General features: G+C 65.9%; 27 protein-coding genes. 17 read left to right on the top strand and 10 right to left on the bottom strand.

Going from position 1 to position 26,210, the window contains the following annotated elements:
- Positions 1-193 precede the first annotated feature (193 nt).
- The gene (locus ACVMB0_RS09860) at positions 194-1,543 is read right to left on the bottom strand and encodes a TadE/TadG family type IV pilus assembly protein (RefSeq protein WP_461346092.1); all 1,350 of its coding nucleotides are present in this window, start codon (positions 1,541-1,543) and stop codon (positions 194-196) included.
- 175 nt (positions 1,544-1,718) lie between these two features.
- Between ACVMB0_RS09860 and ACVMB0_RS09855 the strand changes: the two genes are divergently transcribed.
- The gene (locus ACVMB0_RS09855) at positions 1,719-2,129 is read left to right on the top strand and encodes a (deoxy)nucleoside triphosphate pyrophosphohydrolase (protein WP_456750986.1); all 411 of its coding nucleotides are present in this window, start codon (positions 1,719-1,721) and stop codon (positions 2,127-2,129) included.
- Between the two features lie 276 nt (positions 2,130-2,405).
- Here the strand turns inward: ACVMB0_RS09855 and ACVMB0_RS09850 are convergent, their stop codons facing one another.
- Entirely contained in the window at positions 2,406-3,248 is an 843-nt protein-coding gene (locus tag ACVMB0_RS09850; RefSeq protein ID WP_461346091.1) for a methyltransferase domain-containing protein, read from the bottom strand.
- A 75-nt stretch (positions 3,249-3,323) separates the two neighbouring features.
- On the opposite strand from ACVMB0_RS09850, the gene ACVMB0_RS09845 reads away from it, so the two are divergent.
- The 5 genes from ACVMB0_RS09845 (at position 3,324) to ACVMB0_RS09825 (ending at position 6,348) form a co-directional block, all read left to right on the top strand.
- Positions 3,324-4,133: a ComF family protein gene (locus tag ACVMB0_RS09845; RefSeq protein ID WP_461346090.1), complete on the top strand. Its 810-nt coding sequence runs from the start codon at positions 3,324-3,326 to the stop codon at positions 4,131-4,133.
- A 29-nt stretch (positions 4,134-4,162) separates the two neighbouring features.
- Positions 4,163-4,435, top strand: a complete 273-nt coding sequence (grxC, locus tag ACVMB0_RS09840; protein ID WP_456750989.1) for a glutaredoxin 3 — start codon at positions 4,163-4,165, stop codon at positions 4,433-4,435.
- The gene (locus tag ACVMB0_RS09835) at positions 4,435-5,313 is read left to right on the top strand and encodes a carbon-nitrogen hydrolase family protein (protein WP_456750990.1); all 879 of its coding nucleotides are present in this window, start codon (positions 4,435-4,437) and stop codon (positions 5,311-5,313) included. The genes grxC and ACVMB0_RS09835 overlap by 1 nt, the downstream gene beginning before the upstream one ends.
- Positions 5,310-5,780, top strand: coding sequence for a DUF1178 family protein (locus ACVMB0_RS09830; RefSeq protein ID WP_461346089.1), 471 nt, complete (start codon positions 5,310-5,312; stop codon positions 5,778-5,780). The genes ACVMB0_RS09835 and ACVMB0_RS09830 overlap by 4 nt, the downstream gene beginning before the upstream one ends.
- Before the next feature lie 127 nt (positions 5,781-5,907).
- Positions 5,908-6,348: an EamA family transporter gene (locus tag ACVMB0_RS09825; protein WP_461346088.1), complete on the top strand. Its 441-nt coding sequence runs from the start codon at positions 5,908-5,910 to the stop codon at positions 6,346-6,348.
- A 59-nt stretch (positions 6,349-6,407) separates the two neighbouring features.
- On the opposite strand, the gene ACVMB0_RS09820 is transcribed toward ACVMB0_RS09825, so the two are convergent.
- The 3 genes from ACVMB0_RS09820 to ACVMB0_RS09810 form a co-directional block, all read right to left on the bottom strand.
- Positions 6,408-7,307 carry an EamA family transporter gene (locus tag ACVMB0_RS09820; protein WP_461346087.1) on the bottom strand — a complete coding sequence of 300 codons (900 nt, stop codon included), beginning with the start codon at positions 7,305-7,307 and terminating at the stop codon, positions 6,408-6,410.
- 219 nt (positions 7,308-7,526) lie between these two features.
- A complete protein-coding gene (ubiG, locus tag ACVMB0_RS09815) occupies positions 7,527-8,285 on the bottom strand; it encodes a bifunctional 2-polyprenyl-6-hydroxyphenol methylase/3-demethylubiquinol 3-O-methyltransferase UbiG (RefSeq protein WP_456750994.1) in 759 nt (252 codons plus the stop codon).
- A gap of 14 nt (positions 8,286-8,299) precedes the next feature.
- On the bottom strand, positions 8,300-8,767 hold the full coding sequence (locus tag ACVMB0_RS09810; protein ID WP_456750995.1) for a PH domain-containing protein: 468 nt from the start codon (positions 8,765-8,767) through the stop codon (positions 8,300-8,302).
- Positions 8,768-9,001: 234 nt separating this feature from the next.
- Here ACVMB0_RS09810 and ACVMB0_RS09805 point away from each other — a divergent pair, with 234 nt between their 5' ends.
- The 3 genes from ACVMB0_RS09805 (at position 9,002) to prfA (ending at position 14,109) form a co-directional block, all read left to right on the top strand.
- Positions 9,002-10,258 carry an aspartate kinase gene (locus ACVMB0_RS09805; RefSeq protein WP_456750996.1) on the top strand — a complete coding sequence of 419 codons (1,257 nt, stop codon included), beginning with the start codon at positions 9,002-9,004 and terminating at the stop codon, positions 10,256-10,258.
- Between the two features lie 447 nt (positions 10,259-10,705).
- Positions 10,706-12,973, top strand: a complete 2,268-nt coding sequence (gene ptsP, locus ACVMB0_RS09800; RefSeq protein WP_456750997.1) for a phosphoenolpyruvate--protein phosphotransferase — start codon at positions 10,706-10,708, stop codon at positions 12,971-12,973.
- Positions 12,974-13,029: 56 nt separating this feature from the next.
- Positions 13,030-14,109: a peptide chain release factor 1 gene (gene prfA / locus ACVMB0_RS09795; protein WP_461346086.1), complete on the top strand. Its 1,080-nt coding sequence runs from the start codon at positions 13,030-13,032 to the stop codon at positions 14,107-14,109.
- Between the two features lie 3 nt (positions 14,110-14,112).
- Here prfA and ACVMB0_RS09790 read toward each other — a convergent pair whose 3' ends face one another.
- Positions 14,113-14,553 (bottom strand): MarR family winged helix-turn-helix transcriptional regulator, encoded by a 441-nt coding sequence (locus ACVMB0_RS09790; RefSeq protein ID WP_456750999.1) that lies wholly within the window; start codon positions 14,551-14,553, stop codon positions 14,113-14,115.
- 145 nt (positions 14,554-14,698) lie between these two features.
- On the bottom strand, positions 14,699-15,187 hold the full coding sequence (locus tag ACVMB0_RS09785; protein WP_461346085.1) for a hypothetical protein: 489 nt from the start codon (positions 15,185-15,187) through the stop codon (positions 14,699-14,701).
- 244 nt (positions 15,188-15,431) lie between these two features.
- On the opposite strand from ACVMB0_RS09785, the gene ACVMB0_RS09780 reads away from it, so the two are divergent.
- The 4 genes from ACVMB0_RS09780 to ACVMB0_RS09765 all read left to right on the top strand — a co-directional run bounded on the left by ACVMB0_RS09780 (position 15,432) and on the right by ACVMB0_RS09765 (position 20,338).
- Positions 15,432-16,787, top strand: coding sequence for a substrate-binding protein (locus ACVMB0_RS09780; RefSeq protein WP_456751001.1), 1,356 nt, complete (start codon positions 15,432-15,434; stop codon positions 16,785-16,787).
- Between the two features lie 103 nt (positions 16,788-16,890).
- Entirely contained in the window at positions 16,891-17,766 is an 876-nt protein-coding gene (locus ACVMB0_RS09775) for a branched-chain amino acid ABC transporter permease (RefSeq protein WP_461346084.1), read from the top strand.
- A 14-nt stretch (positions 17,767-17,780) separates the two neighbouring features.
- Positions 17,781-19,643, top strand: coding sequence for a branched-chain amino acid ABC transporter ATP-binding protein/permease (locus ACVMB0_RS09770; protein ID WP_461346083.1), 1,863 nt, complete (start codon positions 17,781-17,783; stop codon positions 19,641-19,643).
- Complete coding sequence (locus ACVMB0_RS09765; RefSeq protein ID WP_461346082.1) at positions 19,640-20,338, top strand: ABC transporter ATP-binding protein; 699 nt, start codon at positions 19,640-19,642, stop codon at positions 20,336-20,338. The genes ACVMB0_RS09770 and ACVMB0_RS09765 overlap by 4 nt, the downstream gene beginning before the upstream one ends.
- Positions 20,339-20,347: 9 nt before the next feature.
- Here the strand turns inward: ACVMB0_RS09765 and ACVMB0_RS09760 are convergent, their stop codons facing one another.
- Complete coding sequence (locus ACVMB0_RS09760) at positions 20,348-20,773, bottom strand: HIT family protein (protein WP_461346081.1); 426 nt, start codon at positions 20,771-20,773, stop codon at positions 20,348-20,350.
- 105 nt (positions 20,774-20,878) lie between these two features.
- Between ACVMB0_RS09760 and prmC the strand changes: the two genes are divergently transcribed.
- Entirely contained in the window at positions 20,879-21,769 is an 891-nt protein-coding gene (gene prmC, locus ACVMB0_RS09755; protein WP_461346080.1) for a peptide chain release factor N(5)-glutamine methyltransferase, read from the top strand.
- 465 nt (positions 21,770-22,234) lie between these two features.
- Entirely contained in the window at positions 22,235-23,020 is a 786-nt protein-coding gene (locus ACVMB0_RS09750) for a DUF4167 domain-containing protein (RefSeq protein ID WP_456751007.1), read from the top strand.
- A gap of 46 nt (positions 23,021-23,066) precedes the next feature.
- Here ACVMB0_RS09750 and ACVMB0_RS09745 read toward each other — a convergent pair whose 3' ends face one another.
- Positions 23,067-23,819 (bottom strand): class I SAM-dependent methyltransferase, encoded by a 753-nt coding sequence (locus tag ACVMB0_RS09745; RefSeq protein WP_461346079.1) that lies wholly within the window; start codon positions 23,817-23,819, stop codon positions 23,067-23,069.
- A 185-nt stretch (positions 23,820-24,004) separates the two neighbouring features.
- On the opposite strand from ACVMB0_RS09745, the gene gloB reads away from it, so the two are divergent.
- Positions 24,005-24,772, top strand: coding sequence for a hydroxyacylglutathione hydrolase (gloB, locus tag ACVMB0_RS09740; protein WP_461346078.1), 768 nt, complete (start codon positions 24,005-24,007; stop codon positions 24,770-24,772).
- Positions 24,772-25,203: a cupin domain-containing protein gene (locus tag ACVMB0_RS09735; RefSeq protein WP_461346077.1), complete on the top strand. Its 432-nt coding sequence runs from the start codon at positions 24,772-24,774 to the stop codon at positions 25,201-25,203. The genes gloB and ACVMB0_RS09735 overlap by 1 nt, the downstream gene beginning before the upstream one ends.
- A 121-nt stretch (positions 25,204-25,324) precedes the next feature.
- Here ACVMB0_RS09735 and yddG read toward each other — a convergent pair whose 3' ends face one another.
- On the bottom strand, positions 25,325-26,191 hold the full coding sequence (gene yddG / locus ACVMB0_RS09730) for an aromatic amino acid exporter YddG (protein ID WP_461346076.1): 867 nt from the start codon (positions 26,189-26,191) through the stop codon (positions 25,325-25,327).
- Positions 26,192-26,210 lie beyond the last annotated feature (19 nt).

Raw genomic sequence — 26,210 nt, 5'->3', positions numbered from 1 at the left:
CGCAGATAGATGGATTGCTTCGCTTCGCTCGCAATGACGGTGTTAGTCCCGTCATCCTGAGGTGTGAGCGGAGCGAGCCTCGCAGGATGTACGGCCGGGGGTGGCGCCGCGTGGAGAGAGCCGGGCCGTCGCCCCTTCGAGACGGCCGCTGCGCGGCCTCCTCAGGGTGGCGGGAGAGATAGGACGCGCGGCCTCAGCTCGAGATCCGCGCGTCGGCGACGGCCTTCTTGAACAACGCGTTCATCGCGTCCGCGATGCCCTGGGTCGGACTGACCTCGAAATAGAAACCCGGCGAGGCGCAGGCCCGCATGTTCTGCGCGATCTGGCTGTTCGGCGACGGGCCGAACGGGCCCTGGTTGAACGGGTCGATCCAGGTCATGTACCAGTTGTTGGTCGGCAGCTGCAGATAGGTGGTGTAGAGCACCGCGATCTTGATGTTGCGCTTCTTGATCACATCACACAGCGCTGGATTGATCGGCGACTGGCAGCGATTGCTGCCGGTGATCGGCTTCAGGCAACTTGAATTGGGTTCGTCGGCCACGCCGTCGGAGACGAAGAACAGATACTTCATCGGCGCCGACGACGTCCCGGCGCCCGGGTTTCCGATCTCGTTGTTGATCTGCGGGAAGATCGTGGTGAACTGGCTGTCCTTGTCCGCGGTATAGGCATCGTTGTTGCCGTAGACGCCCATCAGATCGATGTTGCCGGCCGCCGACTTTGCACTCGACAGGCTCGACGACAGGGTGAACAGGCTGCGCAGGCCATAGGTCGCCGAGGACGCGCCGAAGTCGTAGATCGCCATGCGGAACTGGCTCGAATAGGTCTGGGTCGTCGCCGCGGTGTCCATCAGTTGCTGGGTTGCGCTGCGCAGCACGTCGATCCGCGTCGTCACGCCAAGCGATTTCGCCAGATTGTAATAGTTGTTGGGGTCGTTGTAGTCGTGGCAGGCGAAGGCGCACTGGTCGTTCGGCTTGAAGCTGTTGCCGGTGGTGGCCTTGACCAGCTTGTCGACGTCCGTCGGCGTAGCGCCGACGCCCATCGACGGCGAATTGTCGAGCAGCAGGTAGAAGTCGATATAGAGCGGCATGGTCGCGGTCGAGGTCGACGAGCCCGACACCGCCATCTTGCTCCGGCCGATCACGCCGAGGAACATGGTCGGGACATCGGCGGTGAATTTGACGGTCGAGGTGATCGTGCCGCCGGTCTTGGTCACCGTCGGCGTCACGCTGGTCAGCGTGAAGCCGTTCTGGTTGAAGATGTTGCCGTTGAAGATCTGCCTCGCATCGGCCTCGCCGGCCGGGATCTCACCGTCCGAAGTCATGGCACCGGCGGCAATGAAGCCGGGCGATTGCTTGGCGACCGACCCGACGCTTGCCGCGTCGGCGGCGGAGATCAGCTTGCTGCGGATCTGGTTGGCGCGGGAATAGTCGACCGCGCATCCGACCGCGATGACGAGCGGCAGCAAAGCCAGGCCGAAGGTCATCGCGATATTGCCGGAGCGATCGCGGCGGAAACGGCTGAAGGTCCGGATCAAGGTGCTCATGGGTTATGTCGGCAGAGAATATGATGGACGCATAAAGGGGACGCCTCACCCTGCCGGATGCGAATTAAGGCCGGATTATCTCGAATGCAGAAAGAGCCCACGGGCACAAATCGTTTGGCTGGAGGCGCGCTGCTGGTTAATGAAAGCTTGCAGATGAGAAGGACATTTCCGCCACATGGCTGATATCAAGCTGACCCTCGTCGTCGCCTGCGCGCTGGTCGACGCCGACAAGCGCGTGCTGCTGGCGCAGCGCCCCGCAGGCAAGGCGCTGGCGGGGCTGTGGGAATTCCCCGGCGGCAAGATCGAGCCCGGCGAGCGGCCGGAGCAGACCCTGATCCGCGAGCTGCACGAGGAGATCGGCATCACCGTGAGCGAGCCCTGCCTCGCGCCGCTGACCTTCGCCAGCCATGCCTACGAGACCTTCCATCTGTTGATGCCGCTCTACATCTGCCGCCGCTGGGAAGGCATGGCGGTGGCGCGCGAGGGCCAGAACCTCGCCTGGGTGCGCGCGGGCAGACTGCGCGACTACCCGATGCCGCCGGCGGATATCCCGCTGCTGCCGCATCTGATGGATCTGCTGCTGTGACCTTCTGCCGCTCCCACCCGCCCGGGAGGCGCGTCGCCAAAAACATCGAAAACAACCCCATGCAAAGGAGCCCGGCGGCGGCCGGCGCACGACCAAGGGAACTTGACACGTCGGGCAACTCACCGGCACAATTCCATTATTCCGAAATTGTGGAAACGTCCTTCGCCCCCTTGCTCGCGCTGATAAGGGTGGCCGACGGTAAGGGATGCACGGTGGACGGGCTCCCTCCCCCCTTGCGGCCCCTTGCGGGGGAGGGAGCCCTGGCACCGTGCGCGCCTAACGCTTCGCCTGCTTCACTGCCGCTTCCAAACTCGCTTTCGCCGAGCCGGGCTTGAGCGGCTTTTGCTGGCTGTCATCCGGTGCCCAGCCGGACAGCCAGACGATGTCGAAGGTGGCGCGGATGCGGCCGTCGGCATCGGCGAAGCGTTCGCCGTAGATCTGCGCCATGCGCAGCATGGTGGTGCGGCGGGTCGAAGCGTGGCGGCGCTCGCGCAGCACATTGGTCGCCCCCATGCGCCTGAGGTCGGCCATCAGTGCGAACGCGTTTGCATAGCGCACCACGACGCGGTCGACATCGGTGACCGGCAGCGCGAAGCCCGCCCGCTGCAACAGCGCGCCGATGTCGCGCAGATCGGCGAACGGCGCGACCCGCGGCGAGACGCCGCCCTCGCACTCCGCCTCCGCCGCGGCAAAGCTCTGCCTGAGCTCGGTCAGCGTATCGCCGCCGAGCATCGCCGCCAGCAGCAGACCGTCCGGCTTCAGCGCGCGGCGGATTTGCGCCAGCACGCCCGGCAGATCGTTGACGAACTGGAAGGCCAGCGCGGAGACCGCGAGATCGAGCGATTCCGGCGGCAGGCCAAGCGCCTCCGCCTCGGTGAAACCGATCGTATCGATCGCCGCGACACGCCCGCGCAGCGCCGCCGCGAGCCCGTCGCACGGCGTCCAGACATCGGCTGCGGCCGAAAAGCTGCGCGACACCGCCTGCAAGCGGTCCGCCATGTCCTCGGTGGCGCGCTCGAGCAGGAACGTCGCCGCCCCGGCGGCCTGCGCACGTGCCAGCCGCGCGCCTAGAAGCGCGCGATCGAACAGGATGGGGGCTGCGGGCGAGGTCGTTGCCATGCCGCTGGTTACGCCGGACCGCCGTCGCAGGCAATGCGCCTTGAGCCCGCGCGGCGCAAACGCTAGCCTCGCCCGATGGACGCCGAGGCATCCCCGACACGCTCGATTTCCGGTCATTTTCAGCGCGCGCTCGGCGCGGTCTCCGGCGCATGGCTGCACACCGCGCGGCTGGCACTCGACATCGCGCTGCCGACGCTGTGCGTGTCCTGCCGCGAGCCGGTCCATGGCGAGGGCGTCTGCGCGGACTGCTGGGCCAAATTGTCGTTCATCGCGCCGCCGTTCTGCCCGCGGCTCGGAATTCCCTTTGTCTACGATCCAGGGCCCGAGCTGCTGTCGATGGAGGCGATCGCCAATCCGCCGGCCTACCAGCGCGCCCGCGCCGCGGTGCGCTATGACGACGTCGCGCGCACGCTGGTGCACGCATTAAAATACCAGGACCGCACCGATCTGGCGCCGACAATGGGTCGTTGGATGGTCCGCGCGGGGAAGGAATTGCTAGACGGCGCCGACATGCTGGTTCCGGTTCCGCTGCACTGGCGGCGCGGCTGGAGCCGCCGCTACAACCAGTCCGGCGCGCTCGCCAAGGTGATCGCGCGCCAGAGCGGCGTCAAAATGGTCTCCGAGGCGCTGCGGCGGACCCGCGCCACCGAGCAGCAGATCGGCCTGTCGCGGAAGGACCGCGCCAGCAATGTGCAGGGCGCATTCGGGGTCGCCGATGAACGCAAGGCTGAGATCCAGGGCCGCCGCGTGATCCTGGTCGACGATGTCCTGACCTCGGGCGCGACAGTGGATGCCTGCGCGCGGGCCTTGTTGCGCGCCAAGGCCGCGCAGGTCGACGTGCTGGTGTTCGCCCGGGTTGTCGACCAGCACCGCGCTCCCATATAATCCGGTATTCTGGTTCAACCGAGCACACCATGACCGCTGCCATTGAAATCTACACCCGCCCGGGCTGCGGTTATTGCACCGCGGCCAAATCGCTGTTGACGCGCAAGAACGCGGCGTTCACCGAATTGAGCGTCGCCAGCAACCCGGCCTATCGCGACGAAATGTACGATCGCGCCGGCGCGGGCTCGACCTTCCCGCAGATCTTCATCGGCAAGACCCATGTCGGCGGCTGCGACGAGCTCTACGCGCTCGACCGCGAAGGCAAGCTCGACGGCCTGCTCAGCAACGGAGGCGGCGCCTGATGAGCACGGACAATATTTTCACCGCCGCGATGGTGCAGATGCGCACCGGATTGCTGCCGGAGCCGAGCCTCGAGCAGGGCACGCGGCTGATCCGCGAAGCGGCGGCGCAGGGCGCCAAATACGTGCTGACCCCCGAGGTCAGCAACATGATGCAGCTCAACCGCAAGGCGCTGTTTGAGCACTTGGCGAGCGAAGAGGACGACAAGTCGCTGAAGGCGTACCGCGCGCTGGCGGCCGAGCTGAAGATCCATCTGCATGTCGGCTCGTTGGCGCTGCGCTATTCGCCGGAGAAGGCGGTCAATCGCTCGTTCCTGATCGGGCCGGAGGGCAATGTCCTCGCGAGCTACGACAAGATCCATATGTTCGATATCGACCTGCCCGGCGGCGAGAGCTACCGCGAATCGGCCAATTACCAGCCCGGCGAGACCGCGGTGATCTCCGACCTGCCCTGGGGCCGGATTGGCCTCACAATCTGCTACGACGTGCGCTTCCCGGCGCTGTACCGCGCGCTGGCCGAAGCCGGCGCGTCGTTCCTCACCGTACCCTCGGCCTTCACCCGCAAGACCGGCGAGGCGCATTGGCACACGCTGCTGCGCGCCCGCGCCATCGAGACCGGCTGCTTCGTGTTCGCAGCCGCGCAGGCCGGCCTGCATGAGAACAAGCGCGAGACCTTCGGCCATTCGCTGATCATCGACCCTTGGGGCGAGATCCTCGCCGAGGGCGGCGTCGAGCCTGGCGTATTCCTGGCCGAGATCGATCCCGCCAAGGTCGAGACCGCGCGCAAGACCATTCCCTCGCTGCAGCATGGCAGGCGGTTCGGCATCGCCGACCCCAAGGCGGGCCCGGAGCATCTGCACCTCGTCCGGGGATCGGCATGATCCGCTACACGTTGCGCTGCGAGCGGGGCCATCAGTTCGAGAGCTGGTTCCAGAGCTCTTCGGCCTATGAATCGCAGGAGCGGCGTCACCTGATCGATTGCCCGTCCTGCGGCTCCGATAAGGTCGAGCGCGCCATCATGGCGCCCCGGGTCGTCAGCAAGAAGGGCCGCGAGCCGGCCCAGAAGCCGCCGGTCGCGCCTGTCGAGGCAGCTTCCACCGAATCGACCTCGCTGATGATGGCGCAGGAGCGCGAGCTGCGCAGCAAGCTGAAGGAACTGCGCGACCACATCGTCAAGAACGCGGACAATGTCGGCGAGCGCTTCCCCAACGAAGCACGCAAGATGCATTACGGCGATATCGAGCATCGGCCGATCTACGGCGAGGCCTCGCCCGAAGAGGCGCGCGCGCTGATCGACGAGGGCGTCGAGGTCTCACCGCTGCCGACGCTGCCGGAAGATAGGAATTGACTCCCCTCTCGTCATTCCGGGGAGCGCCCTTGGCGCGAGCCCGGAATCCATTCCAACGCGGGTTCTGTGGCCCAATGGATTCCGGGCTCGCGCTTCGCGCGCCCCGGAATGACAGGAGGGAGTTCGCATGACCCCCGAAACCTTCTCCTCCTGGCAGGTCTGGGCGTTTCTGTCCGCCGTGTTCGCGGCGCTGACCGCGATCTTCGCCAAGGTCGGCGTCGAGGGCATCAACTCCGACCTCGCCACGCTGATCCGCACCGTGGTCGTGCTGATCACGCTGTCGGCGATCCTGTTCGCGACCGGGCAATTCACCCAGGCCGGACCGATCTCGGCCAGGAGCTGGCTGTTCCTGCTGCTGTCCGGGCTCGGCACCGGCGCCTCGTGGATCTGCTATTTCCGCGCGCTCAAGCTCGGGCCGGCGACGCTGGTCGCACCGATCGACAAGCTCAGCGTGGTGCTGGTGGCGCTGTTCGGCGCTGCCTTTCTCGGCGAGCGCCCGTCGGCCTATGGCTGGATCGGGATCGCGCTGATCTCCGCCGGCGCGGTGCTGATTGCCGTCAAGGGCTGATAGCGTTTTCGAGCGAAGTGGGCACCGGTTCGCCTGAAGAAAACGCGTCAACCGAGAGTCTAGGCGGCGATCAAGAGCGCGACGCCGATCACGATCAGGATGATGCCGAACACCTCACGCAGCGAGAATGGCTGCTTGAGCGAAAAATACGCCACGCCCTGCGCGAACAGCACCTCGATCAGCGCCAACGTGCGCACATTGGCGGCGGCGGTGAGCGCGAACGCCAGGAACCAGAATTGCGACGAGAACGCGCCCATGAAGCCCGCGAACAGCGAGGGCCGCCACAGGCCGAGGATATTCCGCAGCACGTCGGGCGCGCGCAGCAACAGATAGACCGACAGGATCAGGGTCTGGACGAACAGGCTCCACATCAGCGTGCAGGACGCCGCCGTCACGAACGAGACGCCTGGCACCGCAATGATGGCGCCGCGAAAGCTCACCGCCGAGATCGCGAATACCGCGGCGGCGCCGAGGCCGAGCACGGTCGGGCGCAAATCGGCAAAGCTCTTTTGCCCGCCGGGCCGCAGCGCCGTGATGACGACCCCGATGGTGGCGATCACGATCGCGATCACCTTTGATGCCGTGAGATGGTCGCCAAGGAAGATGAAGCCGAAGATCGCGGTCTGGATCGCCTCGGTCTTCATATAGGCGGTGGTCACCACGAAAGAGCGGTCGTTCATTGCGAGCAGCATGAAGCCGGTGCCGACGATTTGGCTGAGCGCGCCGGACACCAGCCACGGCCAAAACGAGGCCGCCGGCCACGGCACGCGATCGCCGGTTGCGATGATCGCGAGCGCAAAGAACACCACCGAGAACGGCAGGCCGAACAGGAAGCGGATGTTGGTCGCACCCCAGGTGCCAAGCGGCGCGGTGAGATGCCGCTGCATCGCGTTGCGCGCCACCTGCCCGAACGCAGCGACAATGGTGAAGGGGATCCAGAGCGAGGCGATGGTGAACATGCGGGTGAGGAAAGCGTGCCGGGGCGGGATACACGCCGAGCGTGCCGATTGCGGATGATGCGGTCAACCAAAACGGCGCATGACAGGGCTGCGCTGCCACCGCGATCTGCCGTAGCCCCGATGCAGCGAAGCGCAATCCGGGCCACCCCAACCGCGGACAGACCGGTCCCGGATTACGCTGCGCTCCTTCCGGGCTACGCTAGCAGGACGAGGTGAAGGCTACACCTCCTCCGCCACCACCATGTAGTTGACGTCCATGTCGGTCGACACCGTCCATTTGTCGGCGAGGGGATTGTAGACCACGCCGGCCTGTTCGGTGACGGTGAGGTTGACGTCGCCGAGATAGCGCTCGAGCTCGGCGGGGGTGACGAACTTGCTCCACTCATGGGTACCGCGCGGCAGCCAGCGCAGCACGTATTCGGCGCCGACGATCGCCAGCGCGAAGCTCTTCCAGTTGCGGTTCAGGGTCGAGACCACCATCAGCCCGCCGGGCTTGAGCATGACAGCGCAGCGCTTGATGAAGGCGCCGACGTCGTTGACGTGCTCGACCACCTCCATCGCCAGCACGATGTCGAAGCGCTCGCGCGCGTCCATCTCCTCCACCGTGGTGCAGCGGTAGTCGATCGACAGATGGCCCTTGTCGGCGTGCAGCTTCGCCGCGGCGATGTTGGTGGCGGACGGATCGATCCCGATCACCTGGGCGCCGAGCCGGGTGAACGGTTCGCACAACAGCCCGGCGCCGCAGCCGATGTCGAGCAGGCGCAGGCCGGACAGGCAATTCAGGCTCTTGGCATTGCGCTCGAACTTGCGGCAGGCGGCGTCGCGGATATAGGTCAGGCGCAGCGGATTGATCTTGTGCAGTGGCGCCATCTTGCCGCGCGGATCCCACCATTCATCCGACAGCTTTGAGAATTTCGCGACCTCGGCCGGATCGACCGAACCGGAGGAGGCATTGGACAAAGTTGATTGTGTCGCCATGGATGCGCGCGCCCCTATCGCGCGGTGATCGAATTGCGGAACGACAGCGGCGAGGCGATCGTCTTGATGATCTCGATGCCCTCGCCGACGCCGCGGATGGTGACGTCGCCATAATTGAGCAGCCGTCCCATGATGCTCTGGTTGACGTCGACGCTCTCGACCTTGTCGAGGCTCATCTCGAAGGTGCGCCGCTTGATGAAGCCGCTCTTGTGCACCACGCGGAAATTGGTGACGTCGGTTTCCGTGGTCCAGCGATGGAACCAGGCCGCGGCAGTCCAGTACAGCGCCGCGACGGCGACCACGGCGGCGGCCGCCAGGCAGGCCAGCGTGAGGCCGTCGACCGTCGTCAGGCGCGAGGCGATCAGCAGCGCCAGCGCGACGATCCAGGCCAGGATCGCCTGCCAGTAGAAGATCCAGTGCGCATTGGTGGAATACAGCACCTTCTCGCCAGGCTGCAGGATATCGTCGATGTAACGTGCCATCCAATCCGCCTTCACATTACGTCCCGGTCACCCCCGGGCGATTCACCTTGAGTCACCCTTGCGCCACAGCCCGCCCGCAACCGGCCAAAACACCCCTGAAGGACCTCAAGAGAGCCCCACCAACCGGCTTGCCCCCGGGCGCGGCGCTATGTATACGCGCCTTTCGGTCCCCATGCTTGCGGTTTTCGGCGTGGGTTAACCTACTTATCCTCTTAAAGGAATAGACGCGTCGTCATGGGCCGCCTCGTGATGAAATTCGGCGGTACGTCCGTCGCCAATATCGATCGTATCCGCAACGTCGCGCAGCATGTGAAGCGCGAGGTCGACGCAGGCCACGAGGTCGCCGTGGTCGTCTCCGCGATGTCCGGCAAGACCAACGAACTGGTGGCCTGGTGCACCGACGCCTCGCCGATGCACGACGCCCGCGAATATGACGCGGTGGTCGCCTCCGGCGAACAGGTCACGTCGGGCCTGCTCGCGATCGTACTGCAGGGCATCGGCATCCAGGCCCGCTCCTGGCAGGGCTGGCAGATCCCGATCAAGACCTCGGACGCGCACGCCTCGGCGCGGATCCTCGAGATCGACGGCACCGAGATCATCACCCGCTTCAAGGAGCGCAAGGAAGTCGCCGTGATCGCCGGCTTCCAGGGCATCAACCCCGACACCGGCCGCATCACCACGCTCGGCCGCGGCGGTTCGGACACTTCGGCGGTGGCGATCGCAGCCGCGCTGAAAGCCGACCGCTGCGACATCTATACCGATGTCGACGGCGTCTACACCACCGATCCGCGGGTGGTGCCGAAGGCACGCCGGCTCGACAAGATCGCGTTCGAGGACATGCTGGAGCTGGCCTCGCAGGGCGCCAAGGTGCTGCAGGTTCGCTCGGTGGAACTCGGCATGGTGCACAACATGCCGATCTTCGTGCGCTCCAGCTTCGACAAGCCAGAGGATATCGACCCGCACGCCAACCAGCCGCCGGGCACGCTGATTTGCAGCGAGGAGGAAATCATGGAAATGCACGTCGTCACCGGCATCGCCTTCTCCAAGGACGAAGCCCAGATTTCCGTGCGCCAGATCGAGGACAAACCGGGCGTCGCCGCGGCGATCTTCGGGCCGCTCGCGGATGCCAACATCAATGTCGACATGATCGTGCAGAACGTGTCGGAGGACGGCAAGACCACCGACCTCACCTTCACCGTGCCGGCAACCGACTACAACCGCGCCAAGGACACCATTACCGCCGCCAAGGCCAAGATCGGCTTCGCCCGGCTCGACACCGAGACCGACGTCGCCAAGGTCTCGGTGATCGGCAGCGGCATGCGCAGCCATGCCGGCGTCGCGGCGAAGGCGTTCAAGGCGCTGGCCGACCGCAACATCAACATTCGCGCCATCACCACGTCCGAGATCAAGTTCTCGGTGCTGATCGACGCCGCCTACACCGAACTGGCGGTGCGCACGCTGCACACGCTGTACGGGCTGGATCAGGCGTAGGGCCGACAGGCAGGCGGGACACCCTCCGCTGTCATTCCGGGGCCGCGCGAAGCGTCGAGCCCGGACTCCATTCCACCACCCGGATTGCGGCCCAATGGATTCAGGGCTCGCGCCAAGGGGCGCGCCCCGGAATGACGGGGAGAGAGCACGGGATATCCGGCCTCCGCCCACCCCGGAGTTAGAATTTCTCTTAGCGGGCGCAGCATAGGGCTGACGCAGACGTTATTTGCTACTGGCAGGCGTTTTGCTTGGCAAAGCCAGCCTCGATTGGCTATACGGCCAGTCAGGTAGGCTGTCGCAAACTGTGGCACAGTTTGAGCGATCCCGAATCGGCGGGAACTGGCGCGAGCGGCGACACCGAATGACTAAAATTGTTGTTTTTGACGAGTTTTGCGCCAGCGGCCGGCCGGCCAGGTGCGCCGGCCTCGTGGGGAGGGACTGAAGCATATGCGGAGCGCGTCGGGAGGCCCACGCATCCTGTTGAGACGGCTCCGCGAAACCATGGCGGAGCAAGTCTCCGCCCAGGAGCGCCTCGACAAGATCGTGGTGCTGATCGCGGCCAACATGGTGGCCGAGGTCTGCTCCTGCTACGTGCTGCGCGTCGACAACACGCTCGAGCTCTACGCCACCGAAGGTCTGAACCGCGACGCCGTCCACCGCACCGTGCTGAGCGCGCATGAAGGCCTGGTCGGCCTCGTCGCCAGCGAGGCGACGCCGCTCAATCTGTCCGACGCGCAAAGCCATCCGGCCTTCGCCTACCGCCCGGAGACCGGCGAAGAGATCTACCACTCGTTCCTCGGCGTGCCGATCCTGCGCGCCGGCAATACGCTCGGCGTGCTGGTGGTGCAGAACCGCGCCAAGCGCACCTATGTCGAGGAAGAGGTCGAGGCGCTGCAGACCACCGCCATGGTGCTGGCGGAGATGATCGCCTCCGGCGAGCTTGCCGCGCTGGCGCAGCCCGGCGCCGAGCCCGCCGCACGGCACTCGCTGCACAAGACCGGCGCGGTGCTGTCCGACGGCATCGCGCTCGGCCATGTCGTGCTGCACGAGCCGCGCGTCGTCATCACCAACTACATCGCCGAGGATTTGCCGAAGGAGGTCAAGCGCCTCGACACCGCGCTGGCCAACCTGCGTGCCGATCTCGACCGCATGCTGGAGCGCGGCGACGTCGCCGACGGCGGCGAGCACCGCGAGGTGCTGGAAGCCTACCGCATGTTCGCCAACGACCAGGGCTGGTCGCACAAGCTGCATGAGGCGGTCGCCACCGGCCTGACCGCTGAGGCCGCGGTCGAGCGCGTGCAATCCGACACCCGCGCCCGCATGCTGCGTTCGACCGACCCCTATCTGCGCGACCGGCTGCACGACCTCGAGGATCTCGGCCATCGCTTGATGCGGCAATTGGTCGGCCAGGACCATGCGCCGTCGCGCGAGCAGCTGCCCGACAATGCCATCCTGATCGCCCGCGCGATGGGCCCGGCGGCGCTGCTCGACTATGACCGCAAGCGGCTGCGCGGCCTGGTGCTGGAGGAAGGCACTGCGAATTCCCACGTCTCGATCGTGGCGCGCGCGCTCGGCATTCCCGCGGTCGGCGAAGTGCCGAACGCGCCCGGCATCGCCGATCCCGGCGATGCCATCATCGTCGACGGCATTTCCGGCGAGATCTATGTCCGCCCCTCCACCGAGATCGAATCGGCCTATGCCGAGCGGGTCCGGTTCCGGGCGCGGCGGCAGGCACAATATTCGGCGCTGCGCGACAAGCCCTGCGTGACTAAAGACGGCCAGCCGATCGAGCTCCTGATCAATGCCGGCCTGACCATCGACCTGCCGCATATCGAGGACACCGGCAGCGCCGGCATCGGCCTGTTCCGGACCGAATTGCAGTTCATGGTGAGCCCGAGCCTGCCGCGCTCGAGCGACCAGCTCGCGCTGTACCGCACCGTGCTCGACGCCGCGGGCGCAAAACCCGTCACCTTCCGCACGCTCGATATCGGCGGAGACAAGGCGCTGCCCTATATGGAGACCGTGGTCGAGGAAAATCCCGCGCTCGGCTGGCGCGCGATCCGGCTCGGCCTCGATCGCCCCGGCCTGCTGCGCGGCCAGATCCGCGCGCTGCTGCGCGCCGGCGGCGGCCGCGCGCTGAAGATCATGTTCCCGATGATCTCCGACATCGCCGAGTTCGACCAGGCCAAGGCGATCGTCGAGCGTGAGCTGACCTATCTGCGCCAGCACGGCCATTCGCTGCCCGAGCGAATCGACATCGGCACCATGGTCGAGGTGCCGGCGCTGCTCTACCAGCTCGACGAACTGCTGAAGAAGGTCGACTTCGTCTCGGTCGGCTCCAACGACCTGTTCCAATTCCTGTTCGCGGTCGACCGCGGCAATGCCAAGGTCTCGGAGCGGTTCGACATCCTGTCGGCGCCGATCCTGCGCGCGCTGCGCGACATCGTGCGCAAGGCCAGGACCGCGAAGAAGGTCGCCTCGCTGTGCGGCGAGATGGCCTCGAAGCCGATCGGCGCGCTGGCGCTGATTGCGCTCGGCTATCGCTCGCTGTCGCTGTCGGCGACGGCGCACGGCCCGGTGAAGGCGTTGATCCTCGACCTCGACGCCAAGAAGGCCGAGGCGATGATCAATCCGCTGCTGGACGCCCCGGTCGGCAGCGTGTCGATCCGCGAGGCGCTGACCAAGTTTGCGGAAACCGAGGGGCTGGCCTTGTAGCGACGCTGTCGTCGCTTCCGCCGCCCGTCGCGCCTCCTGCAATTCGAGATACCGCCATGCTACCCGAAGCCAAACTCGACGTCCTGCTCGCCCATCACGCCTCGCTCGAGGCCGAGCTGCTCGGCGAGGTCAAGTCCGACCGCTATGTTGCGATCACGCGCGAGCTCGCCGAGCTCAACCCGCTGATCGACGCGGTGAAGACGTATCGGTCGGCCCGAACCGAACTCAGCGACACCGAGGCGATGCTGGCGGATGCCGGTACCGATCCCGAGATGCGCAGCATGGCGGAGGCCGAGCTTCAGACGCTGCAGGCGCGGATCGGCGATCTCGAGCAGAAGATCCGCGTCGCGCTGTTGCCGAAGGACGCGATGGACGACCGCAACGTGGTGCTGGAAATCCGCGCCGGCACCGGCGGCGACGAGGCCTCGCTGTTCGCCGGCGACCTGTTCCGGATGTATGAGCGCTTCGCCGCCTTGCAGGGCTGGAAGGTCGAGGTGATCTCGGCCAGCGAAGGCACCGTCGGCGGCTTCAAGGAAATCATCGCCGAGGTGCAGGGCCGCGGCGCGTTCGCCAAGCTGAAATTCGAATCCGGCGTGCACCGCGTGCAGCGCGTGCCCGACACCGAGACCCAGGGCCGCATCCACACCTCGGCCGCCACCGTCGCGGTGCTGCCCGAGGTCGAGGACGTCGACGTCGACATCAAGGACACCGACTTGAGGATCGAGACCATGCGCGCCGGCGGCGCCGGCGGTCAGCACGTCAACAAGACGGAGTCCGCGATCCGCATCACCCATCTGCCGACCGGCATCGTGGTGATGATGCAGGACAGCCGCTCGCAGCACAAAAACCGGGCGTCGGCGATGAACATCCTGCGCTCGCGCATCTACGACGCCGAGCGCCAGCGCGTCGAAGCCGCGCGCTCCGCCGACCGCAAGGAGAAGGTCGGCTCCGGCGATCGCTCCGAGCGCATCCGCACCTATAATTTCCCGCAAGGGCGCGTCACCGACCACCGCATCAACCTGACGCTCTATAAGCTGCCGCAGGTGATCGCCGGCGAAAGCTTAAGCGAACTGATCGATGCGCTGACCACCGAGCACCAGGCCGCGCAGCTCGCCGCCCAGGGCGCCGCGGCCTGAGGATCAGCGTTTCTGCGACTGCCTGAAATGGCGCAGGATCTTGCCGAGCGCGGGGCCCGCCGTGGTCAGTTCCTCAAGATGAATCTTCGACAGCGCCTGCAGCTTGCGCTCGCCCTGCGCCGTCAACGTCACCTGGACACGCCGGCCATCAGCGGCATCGACGGTGCGCGTGAGCAGCCCGAGCTTCACCATCCGGTTGACCAGCTCGACCGCGGTGTGGTGGCGGATCAGCAAATAGCGCGCGAGATCGCCGACCGTGGTCGGCTCGGTTCCGGAGAACCCCTTGATGGCGAGCAGCGCCTGGTGCTGCTGCGGGGTTAGCCCGGCCTGCTGGGCCGCCTCTTCGCTGAACGCGAGAAAGCTGCGCAGCTGGTAGCGGAACCGGGCCAGCGCCGCGTAATCGACCGTCGCGGCTTGCGTTCGTCGCTGCTTTGCTTGAGGCATTCCGCCGTCCCATTGCTGGCTCGCTCTGCCAATCGGCAGGAGCCACGCGACGCTAGCAAGCCCGAGCCCGGCGGACCATCCTGCCGGCGCTCTTTGCACTCATGTTTTCAACGGTTTGACGGACGAGTGGCCCGGCGAGGCGAGATCACGGCTGCGGCCAGTGATCGTAGCTCGAGCTCAATATCTTCAATAGGACGATCTGGAACGCGACCGGGATCCGCGGGCTCCTGCGGCGGATCGACTTCTCCAGCGCCTCGGTGATCTCGCTCTTGGTGAGATGCCCGGCCGAGGCACGCTCGACCAGACCGCCCCAGACCTCCGACAACGATTTGCCGGTGTGATGCGGCGACGGGATCGAGATCCCGCGCGTCGCGGCCCAATCGATGATCTCACGCATGGTTTGCCGCCCGCAATTTCGCGCGGTCGCAAGATGGCGCGCAGTGAGCAGCCGCAGCAGATCGTCCGGTGGCGTCCAGCCCAGCTTCGGCGGCACTTCGTCGAGCAGCTCGAGCGAAAGTTCCTTCAGCACGTTGAGCGCGCGGATGCTCAGGCCGCCCGATGGCTCGGCGCTGCCGTCCTCGGTCACGGCATGCTCGGCGGCATTTGCGGTGCGATTTGAAGGCTGTTCGATCATCGCTCCCTCACTTACAGGACCGGCACCCGGGCGGTAAACCCTCGATACAACGTGAACCGACATTAATTCTATCGTAGATCGATATGATTCGACGAAAGGTGACATTGACTAAATATGCCGGTGGGGAATTGTAGCTGTGACAGGCTGCTCCATCGCAGCCGGCGCATCCCGCAGCCGATCGCCCCGATCCGGCGACGAATGATCGTGCGCGCCAACAATCAATATAATTGGAGGATATCGAGCGATGAGCACCAAGGATTTATGGCCGGGCAGAGCATCGAACGTCTCGCGTCGCACCCTGTTGCAGGCCGGTGCAGGCCTGATCGGCGGCACCATGCTGCCGGCATCGATCGCATCGCGCGCATTCGCCGAAGACAAGCCGGCGATCGGGACCTATCCCGGCGGCACGTCCGGCTCCTCGGTCTTCATCGGCATCTCGGTGCCGCGCACCGGCACCTATGCGGTTCAGGGCGAGGATGAACTCAAGGGTTATCAGCTCGCGATCGAGCACATCAACAGCGGCCACGATCTGATCAAGAAGATCTCGCCGAAGACCAGCAAGGGCGTGCTCGGCAAGGAGCTGAAGTTCGGTGTCGCGGATTCCGCGGCGAAGCCGAACGAGGCGGTGCAGGCGCAGCAGCGCTTCATCACCGAGAACAAGGCTGTCATGATCACCGGCGGCACCTCGAGCGCGGTCGCGGTCGCGCTGAACAAGCTGGCGCAGCGCGAGAAGGTGATCTTCGTCTGCGGCATCTCCGGATCGAACGACACCACCGGCAAGGATTGCGTACGTTACGGTTTCCGCCAGAATTTCTTCGGCCAGACCGCGGCTGCCGCGATCGCGCCTGTGCTGATCAAGCAGTTCGGCAAGAACAAGAAGGCCGCCTACCTGACGCCCGACTACACCTACGGCCACACCGTCACCAAGTCGATGCAGGACTTCCTCGCCCAGGCGGGCTGGACGACGGTCACCAATCAGGTGTCGCCGCTCGGCGCGCCTGACTATTCGTCCTACCTGCTCAACGTCGCGAATTCCGGCGCCGACGTGCTGATCAACGTCAACTGGGGCCACGACGCCGTGCTGTCGACGCAGCAGGCCAAGCAGTTCGGCGTGCTCGATAAGATGAAGCTCGTGGTGCCCTACCAGGTGCCGTTCATCGCGCGCGAGACCGGCGGCCTGATGCAGGGCGTCTATGCCGCGACCGATTATTGGTGGACCATCGAGGACAAGTATCCGCTGGCCAAGATGTTCAACGAGACCTTCGAGAAGAAGTACGGCTACAAGCCGGAGTGGGGCGCCGAGAACGCCTATGTCAGCTTCGCGCACTGGGCCCGGATGGTCGAGGAGGCCGGCAGCTTCTTTCCGCCCGACGTCATCAAGGCCTACGAGAAGGGCGAAACCATCCCGTCGCTGGTCGGCGACGTGCATTATCGCCCAGAGGATCACCAGTGCGTCCGCCCCGTCATCATCGTCCGCGGCAAGATGGAAAAGGAGATGAAGAACAAGGAGGACTATTACGAGGTGGTCGAGATCGTCCCCGGCGACGGTCTGATGCAGAAGCCGGACGCGTTCGGCTGCCATCTCGGCGACTACACCTGATTGACGTGAGACGACTCGGCGCCGTGGGCGGGGCGACCCGACCCGCGGCGCCGCCTTGTGTCAGAACGCATCCTTCATTGACCGGGCCAACTGAACGCACGCCATGATCAACTGGCCAAACTTCGTCTCGCAACTTTTCAACGGGCTGGCGCTCGGCGCGCTGCTCGCGCTGATCAGCTCCGGGCTGACGATCATCTATGGCACGCTCGGGGTGCTCAACCTCGCCCACGGCGCCATGTTCATGATCGGCGGCTACGCCGGATATGTGGCCTACTCCTACACCGGCTCGTTCATTCTCGCCGTCCTCGCCGGATCGCTGTTCGTGATGGCGCTTGGTGTTGCGATGGAGCGGATCATCATCCGCCATTTCTACCATCGCCCGCATGAGGACCAGCTGCTGGTCACCTTCGGCCTCGGCATCTGCTTCGTCGAGATCGTGCGGTTGATCTTCACCAGCCAATCGCAGGTGGTGCCGCCGCCGGCGCTGCTGCAGGGCATCACCTCGCTCGGCTTCCTGTTCTACCCGACCTACCGGCTCGCCGTAGTCGGCATCGTCGCGGCCGCGCTCGGCGGGTTGTTCCTGATCCTGTATCGCACCCGGCTCGGCATGATCGTGCGCGCCGGCATCGAGGATTCGGTGATGGTCGATTCGCTCGGCATCAACGTCTACCGCGTCTTCATGATCGTGTTCGGCATCGGCGCAATGGCCGCGGGCTTTGCCGGCATCATCAACGCCCCTGTGGTGTCGCTGACGCCGGGTGTCGGTGACGACATCCTGGTCGAGACCTTCGTGGTGGTGGTGATCGGCGGCGTCGGCTCGTTCCCCGGCGCCATCCTCGGCGGATTGATCGCCGGCGAGATCATCAGCATCACCTCGATGTTCAACCCCGGCTACGCCTACGTCATGCTGTTCGCGGCGATGACGCTCGTGCTCGTGCTTCGACCACACGGCCTGCTCGGCACGCAGGGCCGCGAATGACGACGGATATCTAGATGCTGAAACAGCGCCCGTACCTGATCGAATTCCTGACCGCCGCCGGCCTGATCGTCGCGCCCTTCGTGCTGCCGTGGTTCGGCTTTGCACCCAACACGGTGAACCGGATCCTGGTCTGGGGCCTGTTCGGCCTCGGCTTCGATATCCTGTTCGGCTTCACCGGCCTGCTGTCGTTCGGCCAGTCGGCCTTTTACGGCACCGGCGGCTTCGTCGCCGCCTATCTGTTGACCCGCGCCGGCTTCCCCTACGTCGTGCTCGCACTCGTCATCGGCATGATCGCGGCTGCCGCCACCGGCTATCTGATCGGCCTGATCGCGCTGCGCCGCACCGGCATCTACTTCGCCATGATCACGGTCGCGATCGCCGAGGTATTCTTCTTCGTCGAGTTCAATCCGCTGTCGGACTTCACCGGCGGCGAGAACGGGCTGCCGGGCGTGCCGACCCCGAGCTTCAATCTCGGCTTCACCACGCTGCACTTCACCACCGGCTGGTCGCTCTATCAGTTCCTGGCGCTGTGCTACTTCATCGGCGTCGTGATCGCGCTGCGCATCGTGCGCTCGCCGGTCGGCGCCGTGTTCAGCGCCATCCGGGACAATCCGCTGCGGGCGACCGCGGTCGGCCACAACATCCACGGTTACAAGCTGACCGCCTTCGTGATCGCCGCCGCCTATGCCGGCTTTGCCGGCGGCCTCCTGGGCGTCCTGCAGGCCTTCATGCCGCCCGACGCCTTCACCTTCGACACCTCGGGGCAGCTCGTCATGCAGACCGCGATCGGCGGCCGCGGCACGTTGTTCGGACCGCTGGTCGGCGCCGCGGTGTGGCTGTCGCTGCAGGACTTCCTGCAAGCGGCGCTCGGGCTCGGCGCGGCCTGGAAGCTGGTGCTCGGCGTCGTGTTCGTGCTGCTGGTGTGCTTCCTGCGCCGCGGCATCATCGGCGGCCTCGCCGATCTCTGTGACCTGCTCACCGGACAGCGCGACGCCCGCGAGCCGGAGGAGAGCGAGCCGGAGGCAGTCGCCGTCGCAACCGCGCCGCACGCCGCCATCGCAGCGGCCGCCGCCCCGGCGCCTGTGCGGCCTCGCCCCGAGGGCAGTCCGTCCGGACCGATCCTCCAGGCCAGAGGCCTGACCAAGCGCTATGGCGGCCTGCTCGCCAACAGCGACATCGATTTTACCGTCAATCACGGCGAACTGCGCGGCATCATCGGCCCGAACGGCGCCGGCAAGTCGACCTTCTTCAAGATGCTGACCTGCGAGGTTCACCCGACCTCGGGCACCATCCTGTTTGACGGCCGCGACATCACCGGCATGAACGTCACCGACGTCTGCCAGCTCGGGCTGACCAAGAGCTACCAGGTCAATCAGCTGTTCGCCGGACTGACCGTGCGCGAGAACCTGGTGATCGCGGCGCTGTCGGGGCTGCGCGGTAAGTTCAAGCTCGACCTGTTCCGCAGCATCGACAGCATTCCCGGCCTGTCCGAGCGCGTGCAGCACACGCTCGAGCTGGTCGATCTCGCCGCGCGGCCGGATACGCCGGTCTCCGAGCTCGCTTATGGCGAGAAGCGGCGGCTCGAGATCGGACTGGCGCTAGCGACCTCGCCGAGCCTGTTGCTGCTCGACGAGCCGCTGGCCGGCATGAGCCCGCGCGAGCGCGTAGAGACCGTGAAGCTCCTGAAGTCGATCAGCCAGGGCCGCACCATGATCATCATCGATCACGACATGGATGCGTTGTTCGAGCTCGCCGAGCGCGTCACCGTGCTGCAGGAAGGCCGCGTGCTGGTCGAGGGAACGCCGGAGGAGATCAAGAACAATTCGACCGTCCAGGAAGCCTATCTTGGCGGCGTGCATGGAGAGCTCGCCGCATGAGCCTGCTCGAAGTCAACGGACTGAACAGCTATTACGGGGATTCCCACATCCTGTTCGACGTCTCGATGCGCGTCGAACGCAACGAGGTGGTGGCGCTGCTCGGTCGCAACGGCGCCGGCAAGAGCACGACGCTGAAGAGCCTGATGGGCGTGGTCACCCCGCGCCGCGGCTCCGTGAGGTTCGACGGCATCGATATCGCCGGCAAGAAGAGCCACAAGATCGCACAGGTCGGCATGCAGCTGGTCCATGAGGAGCGCCGCATCTTCGGCAGCCTGAGCGTCGAGGAGAACCTCGTGATCGCCGGCCTGACCGCCTCGCAGCGCTGGCCGCTCGATCGCATCTACGAGATGTTTCCGCGGCTCCGCGAGCGGCGCAGCAATCGCGGCACCGATCTGTCGGGCGGCGAGCAGCAGATGCTGGCGATCGCGCGCGCCCTGGTGCGCGATCCCAAGATCATCTTGCTCGACGAGCCGTTCGAGGGACTGGCGCCGGTGATTGTGCGCGACCTGATGAAGGCCTGCCGCGATCTCGCCGAGGCCGGACAGACCATCGTGCTGGTGGAGCAGAACCTCGCCGCGACGCTGGCGCTGGCGCAGCGCATCTACATCATCAACAATGGGCACATCGTCCATGAAGGGCCGGCGCAGGAGATCAAGGCGCAGCCTGACGTCCTGCAACGCTACCTCGGGGTGTAGCCCAACAACTCAGTCCGCGAGCGCCGCGATCATGCGTTTGGCATGATCGGCGAGCACATCCATCTCCGCCTTGACGGTCTGCGCGGGCAGCAGCGCGACGCCGGCCTTCACCGGCATCACATGCATGTGCAGGTGAAACACCACCTGCCCGCTGGCGGGCTCGCTGAACTGCTGGATGATGATGCCGTCGGCGGAGAATGCCTTCATCGCGGCGATGGCGATGCGCCTGGCCGACCGCACCACCGCGGCAAGGTCATCCTCCGCGATGTCGAGGATGCCGCGCGCCGGCGCCTTCGGAATCACCAGCGTATGCCCCGGCGAACGCGGCATGATGTCGAGAAAGGCAAAGGTCCGGTCGGTCTCGTGGATCTTGAAGCTCGGGATCTCGCCGCGCAGGATTTTGGCGAAGATGTTCTGGTCGTCGTAGCCCGTCATGGTCGCGCGTTCCGGATCGGTCGGTTGAGGCTTCGACCGTGCGCGCCGGCCACGCGCCGCGCAAGCGATATCGACGCCGCATCGACCATCGGCTAACAACGCGCGATGAGCCCGTCAGCTGAAAACGCCAACCCGACCGTCGAGGGTGCCCGTCGCGCGCTCGCCACGCGCCTTACGGCCGCCGGCAACGACTCGGCCGAGCTCGATGCACGGCTGCTGATCGGCGCCGCGCTCGGCCTAGACCTGACCGGCATGATCACCGGCGCCAAGCGCACCCTGACCTCTGACGAAGCGGATCGTGTCGAGGCCCTCGCACGACGCCGCCTCGCCGGCGAACCGGTCGCACGCATTCTCGGCGTCAAGGAGTTTTGGGGGCTGCCGCTGCTCCTTTCCGCCGCGACGCTGGTGCCGCGCCCCGACACCGAGACCGTGGTCGAGCGTGCGCTCGAGCTGCTGCGCGGCGACGGCGCGGAGGATCGCGCCTTGCGGATCGCCGATCTCGGCACCGGTTCCGGCGCGATCCTGCTGGCGCTGCTCTCGGAACTGCCGAACGCGCATGGCTACGCCACCGACATCTCGGCCGAGGCATTGCAGACGGCGAGCCGGAATGCCGCCGAGCTAGGACTCGGCGCGCGCACGACATGGATCGCATGCGACTATGCCAGCGCCCTGACCGGCACGTTCGACCTGATCGTGTCCAACCCGCCCTATATTCCCTCGGCCGACATCGCCGGTCTCGACATCGAGGTGCGCGCGCACGACCCGCGCGCGGCGCTCGACGGCGGTCCCGACGGGCTCGACGCCTATCGCGCGCTGATTTCGCAATCTACGGGTCTTCTGGCCTCGGGTGGATTTCTGGTTGTGGAAATCGGGGAGGGCCAAAGCGGCGACGTTGAAGCCCTGATGACGGCGTCCGGGTTATCCCCAACAGGCCCGCCGAGGGCCGACCTCGGGGGCATTCCGAGGGCCGTTTCGGCCCGCCGGCCGCCCCGATAAAGTCCTATTGGAACGCAAAAAAACCTCTTGGATTATCCCCCGGGAACGACTACGTTCCGGGCACAACATCGGTGCTGGCCCCGTAATCGTTACGGGTGATGACCAGGGTTCAGCAGAGCCCGCCGATCGAAAGGTTCCAGGAACGCAGGTCTATTGAGCGCAATAGCCGAAGCTGTGCTGCTCTGACCGCCAAGCGAACGAAAGCCTGTTATTGCGCTTGAAGACTTACGCACGAGAACTGGGCCTGTCTCAACGGGCGGTATGATTTGGTCGCTGGCGGGCGTTGCCGGCGGTTGGGGAACGCGTCTTTGCTGCACGCGACTTTGCTGAACGAGATGGTCGGCGATATCGATGCCACTTCGAACGGTATTGCGATTCCGTGTGCCTAGGCGCGCGCCGAATCGAACGTGACGGATCGAACATGACGGACTGCAATCACTTCAGGGCTGGAATAAAAGGCGACAGATGAGAAACGGTCAGAACAACAAGCGGATGCGCAACCGGAACAATAATAACAATAACAACAACAATAACCGGCGCGGCCAGAATCCCCTGACACGGGTGTACGAATCGAACGGACCCGACATCAAGATCCGCGGCACCGCCTCCCACGTCGCCGAGAAATACGTCCAGCTGGCGCGTGATGCACGCTCCTCCGGCGATCCGGTGGCGGCCGAGAACTACTATCAGCACGCCGAGCACTACTACCGGATCATCGCGGCTGCGCAGGAGCAGTTCCGGCAGAATCAGCAGCAGCCGCGTCCCGACGCCGAGCCGGTCGTAACCGAAGACGGCGACGACGACGGCTATTCGAGCTTCGGCCAGGAGCCGGGCTTCGTGCCGCAGCAGCAGCAACCCTTCCTGCGCGAGAACGGCCAGCAGCCCTACCAGCGCGATCAGCAGCAGCCGCGCGAGCATCGCGAGCGGGACCAGCAGCCGCGTGAGCACCAACCGCGCGAACATCGCGAGCGTGAGCATCGTCCGCAGCCGCAATACCAGCCGCAACCGCAGAACCAGCCGCAGCCCGCAATGGCGGATGCCGGCGGCGTCGATCGCTTGCCCTCGTTCATCACCGGCGGCGCGCAGCCGCAGGTCAATGGCGGGGCCTATGAAGGCAACAATGGCGGCGCAGAGCGCGGCGAACGCAGCGAGCGGTTTCCGCGCCGCCGCCGCCGTCCGCACAGCCCGCGTCCCGACATGGCGGCGCAGCCCGCGCCGAGCGGCGACGACTTCAATCCGGGCAACGAGTAACGCAGGTACGTATGCGGCCACCCTCCCCTCCAGGGGCGGGTGCGCCCTACGACTCCGAGTGACTCGATTTGCGCGTTGCCGTCGAGGACGGCACCAGCACCGGACGCAATGACGGGATCAGCTGGGTGCGTTCGCGGCGCGCGGGAATCGCGCGATAGACCTGCTTGCTGGCCTCCACGATATGCACGCCCGCGAACGGCATCGACAGCGCGGCGCCGACGCGCTCCCACGCCATCGCCGAGCGCAGGAACCAGCTGCCCTGCACCGGCGGCATGAACAGCGCCTCGCCCCATGACGCCGGCGTGAACCAGGTCTGCCGTAACAGCTGGGTGATCTGCGCCCGCGAATAGGGCCGGCCATGGCCGAACGGCGTGGCATCGGTGCGGGTCCAGACGCCGCGCCGGTTCGGGATGATCGCGATCAGCCGGCCCGACGGTGACAGCACCCGCCACACCTCGCGCAGCAGCCGCTCGGGATCGTCGGACATCTCCAGCGCGTGCACCAGCAGCACGCGGTCGACCGCGGCATCCGGCAGCGGCATCGAGAATTCGTCGATCAGGGTCGCCAGCGCCGGCCGGCCGGTCGGCCACTTCAGCACGCCCTGGGCCGCCGGCATGAAGGCAATGCAGCGCTCGCAGGTCTCGCGGAACAGGCCGAGATAGGGCGTCGGATAGCCCAGCCCGAGCACACGCTGGCCGTCCGCGTTCGGCCACCGTGCGCGGATGCCGCGGTTGATCAGCTGCCGCGCCACGATGCCGAGGCGCTGCGAATAGAAGTCGCGGAGGTCGATGACGTCCATGGTTGCCAGCCTAACATGCCGGCAGTGAGCCGGCTGCGCGGAAAATTGCGTTGCCGCCGGAGCGTTAACGCCATATTTCACACCTATATTGGGCGCGTTAAGAGCATGACCCGGGAAAGTTGCGACCGGTTTTTCCCAGACGATCATGCTCTGAAATGTTCGTCCCGTTTGTTCGTGGAGATATCATGACCGCCGAGATTCGTACCTTCAGCTGCCTCACCGACAATTTCGGCTACCTGATCCACGATCCCGCGACCAAGGCAACGGCGTCGATCGACGCGCCGGAGGCCGGCCCGATCATCAAGGCGCTGGAGCGCGAAGGCTGGATGCTGACCGACATCCTGATCACCCATCACCATGGCGACCATGTCGGCGGCGTCGCCGAGCTGAAGCAGAAATATGGCTGCCGCGTCGTCGCCCCGCACGACCACTCGGCCAAGATCGCCAATGTCGACCTGCGCGCCGCCAATGCCGACGTCATCAAGGTCGGCAGTCTCCTGGCCCGCGTGGTGGAAACCCCCGGCCATACGCTCGACCATATCTCCTACGTGTTCGACGGCGAGAAGGCGGTGTTCGCCGCCGACACGCTGTTCTCGATCGGCTGCGGCCGGGTGTTCGAGGGCAGCTATCCGATGATGTGGGATTCGCTTCTGAAGCTGCGTTCGCTGCCGGACGATTTCCGACTCTATTGCGGCCATGAATACACCGCGGCGAATGTGAAGTTCGCGCTCACCATCGAGGCTGACAATCCGCATTTGCAGGCGCGCGCGGCGGAGGTGACAAAGCTGCGTGCAGAGAACAAGCCGACGATTCCCGTGCTGCTCGGCGACGAGAAGAAGGCCAACGTGTTCCTGCGCGCCGACGAGCCTTCGGTTGCGGCGAAGCTGCACATGAAGGGCGCCGACCCCGCGCAGGTGTTCGGCGAGCTCCGCGAGCGCAAGAACAAATCCTGATGTCCCAGCTCTCCGCTGCCGACATCATCGCGCGGCTCGACCTGAAGCCGCATCCCGAAGGCGGGCATTATCGCGAGACGTTTCGCGACGAACGCCGCGATGCCGAGGGCCGTTCGCGTTCGACCGCGATCTATTTCCTGCTGGCGCGCGGCGAGCGCTCGCACTGGCATCGCATCGACGCCGTCGAGACGTGGCACTATTACGCCGGCGCACCGCTGACGCTGCGGATCGCGCGCGACGGCGAGCCGCAGCATGCGATCGCACTCGGGCCTGACGTCATCGGTAGCGAGCAGCCGCAGGTCATCGTGCCGGCTGGCGCCTGGCAAGCCGCGGAAAGCAGCGGCGACTGGACGCTGGTCGGCTGTACCGTCGCACCGGGATTCGAATTTGCGACGTTCGAGCTGGCGCCGAAAGGCTGGGAGCCGACTTAGTTCGTCATTCCGGGGCGCGCGGAGCGCGAGCCCGGAATCCATTGGGCCGCAAGTGCAAGCGGTGAAATGGATTCCGGGCCTGCGCCAAGTGGCGCATCCCGGAATGACGAGTTGATAACCCTCAGCGCTTCCACACCATGTCCTTCGCCGCGATCAGGCCGCCGCCGGCGATCAGGATCGCGGCGATGGCGATGTTGGCGCTCGGCTTGGCAAAGCCCGCCAGGATCAGGAACGCGGTCGAGAGCAGCGGCGTGGCGTAGGAGGCGGCGCCGAGCACGCGGATGTCGCCGCGCTTCATGCCGATGTCCCAGGCGAAGAACGCAGCCCCCACCGGACCGATGCCGAGCGCCACAACCGCGAGCCATTGCAGCGGCGTCGCCGGCCACACCGTGGTCTCCACCATCATGTGCATCAGCGCCGCGAGCACCGCGGTCGCGAGACAGAAGCCCGCCACGGCATCGGTCGGCACCGCCTTGAGCCGGCGCGACATCACCGAATAGGCGGCCCAGACGAACGCCGCGACGAAAGCCGCCGCGAAGCCTGGAGTCTGTTCGCGGGTGAAGGCGCCGGTGTTGCCGGCGAACAGCAGCACGGTGCCGGCAAGGCCGAGCAGCGCGCCGATGACGTGATGGATCGCCAGCCGCTCGCCCGGCAGCAGCGAGGAGAACAGCACGATCAGCAGCGGCCAGAGATAATTGAGCAGGCCGGCCTCGGCCGGCGGCGCGAAGCGCAGCGCCAGGAAGTACAGCGCGTGATAGCCGAACAGCCCGCCGACGCCGACCACCCAGGCGAGCAGCGGCTGCCTCAACGCGCCGAACGCCGACGGCCGCAGCAGGAAGCTCGCGAACGCCACCGCGGCGCCGATCGCAAAGGTCATGGCAGCGAGTTGGAACGCCGGGATCGCCCCGGTCGCAACCGTCATGACCGACAGCAGCGACCACATCAGGATGGCGGTCAGTCCGACAAGGGTGGCAGTTCGGGTCGTCATTGTCTCATCGTCGCGGGTC

It is taken from the genome of Bradyrhizobium sp. USDA 4451, assembly GCF_054822585.1.
Note: the sequence above shows the minus strand (reverse complement) of the source record. Positions and strands in the feature narration are given on the sequence as shown.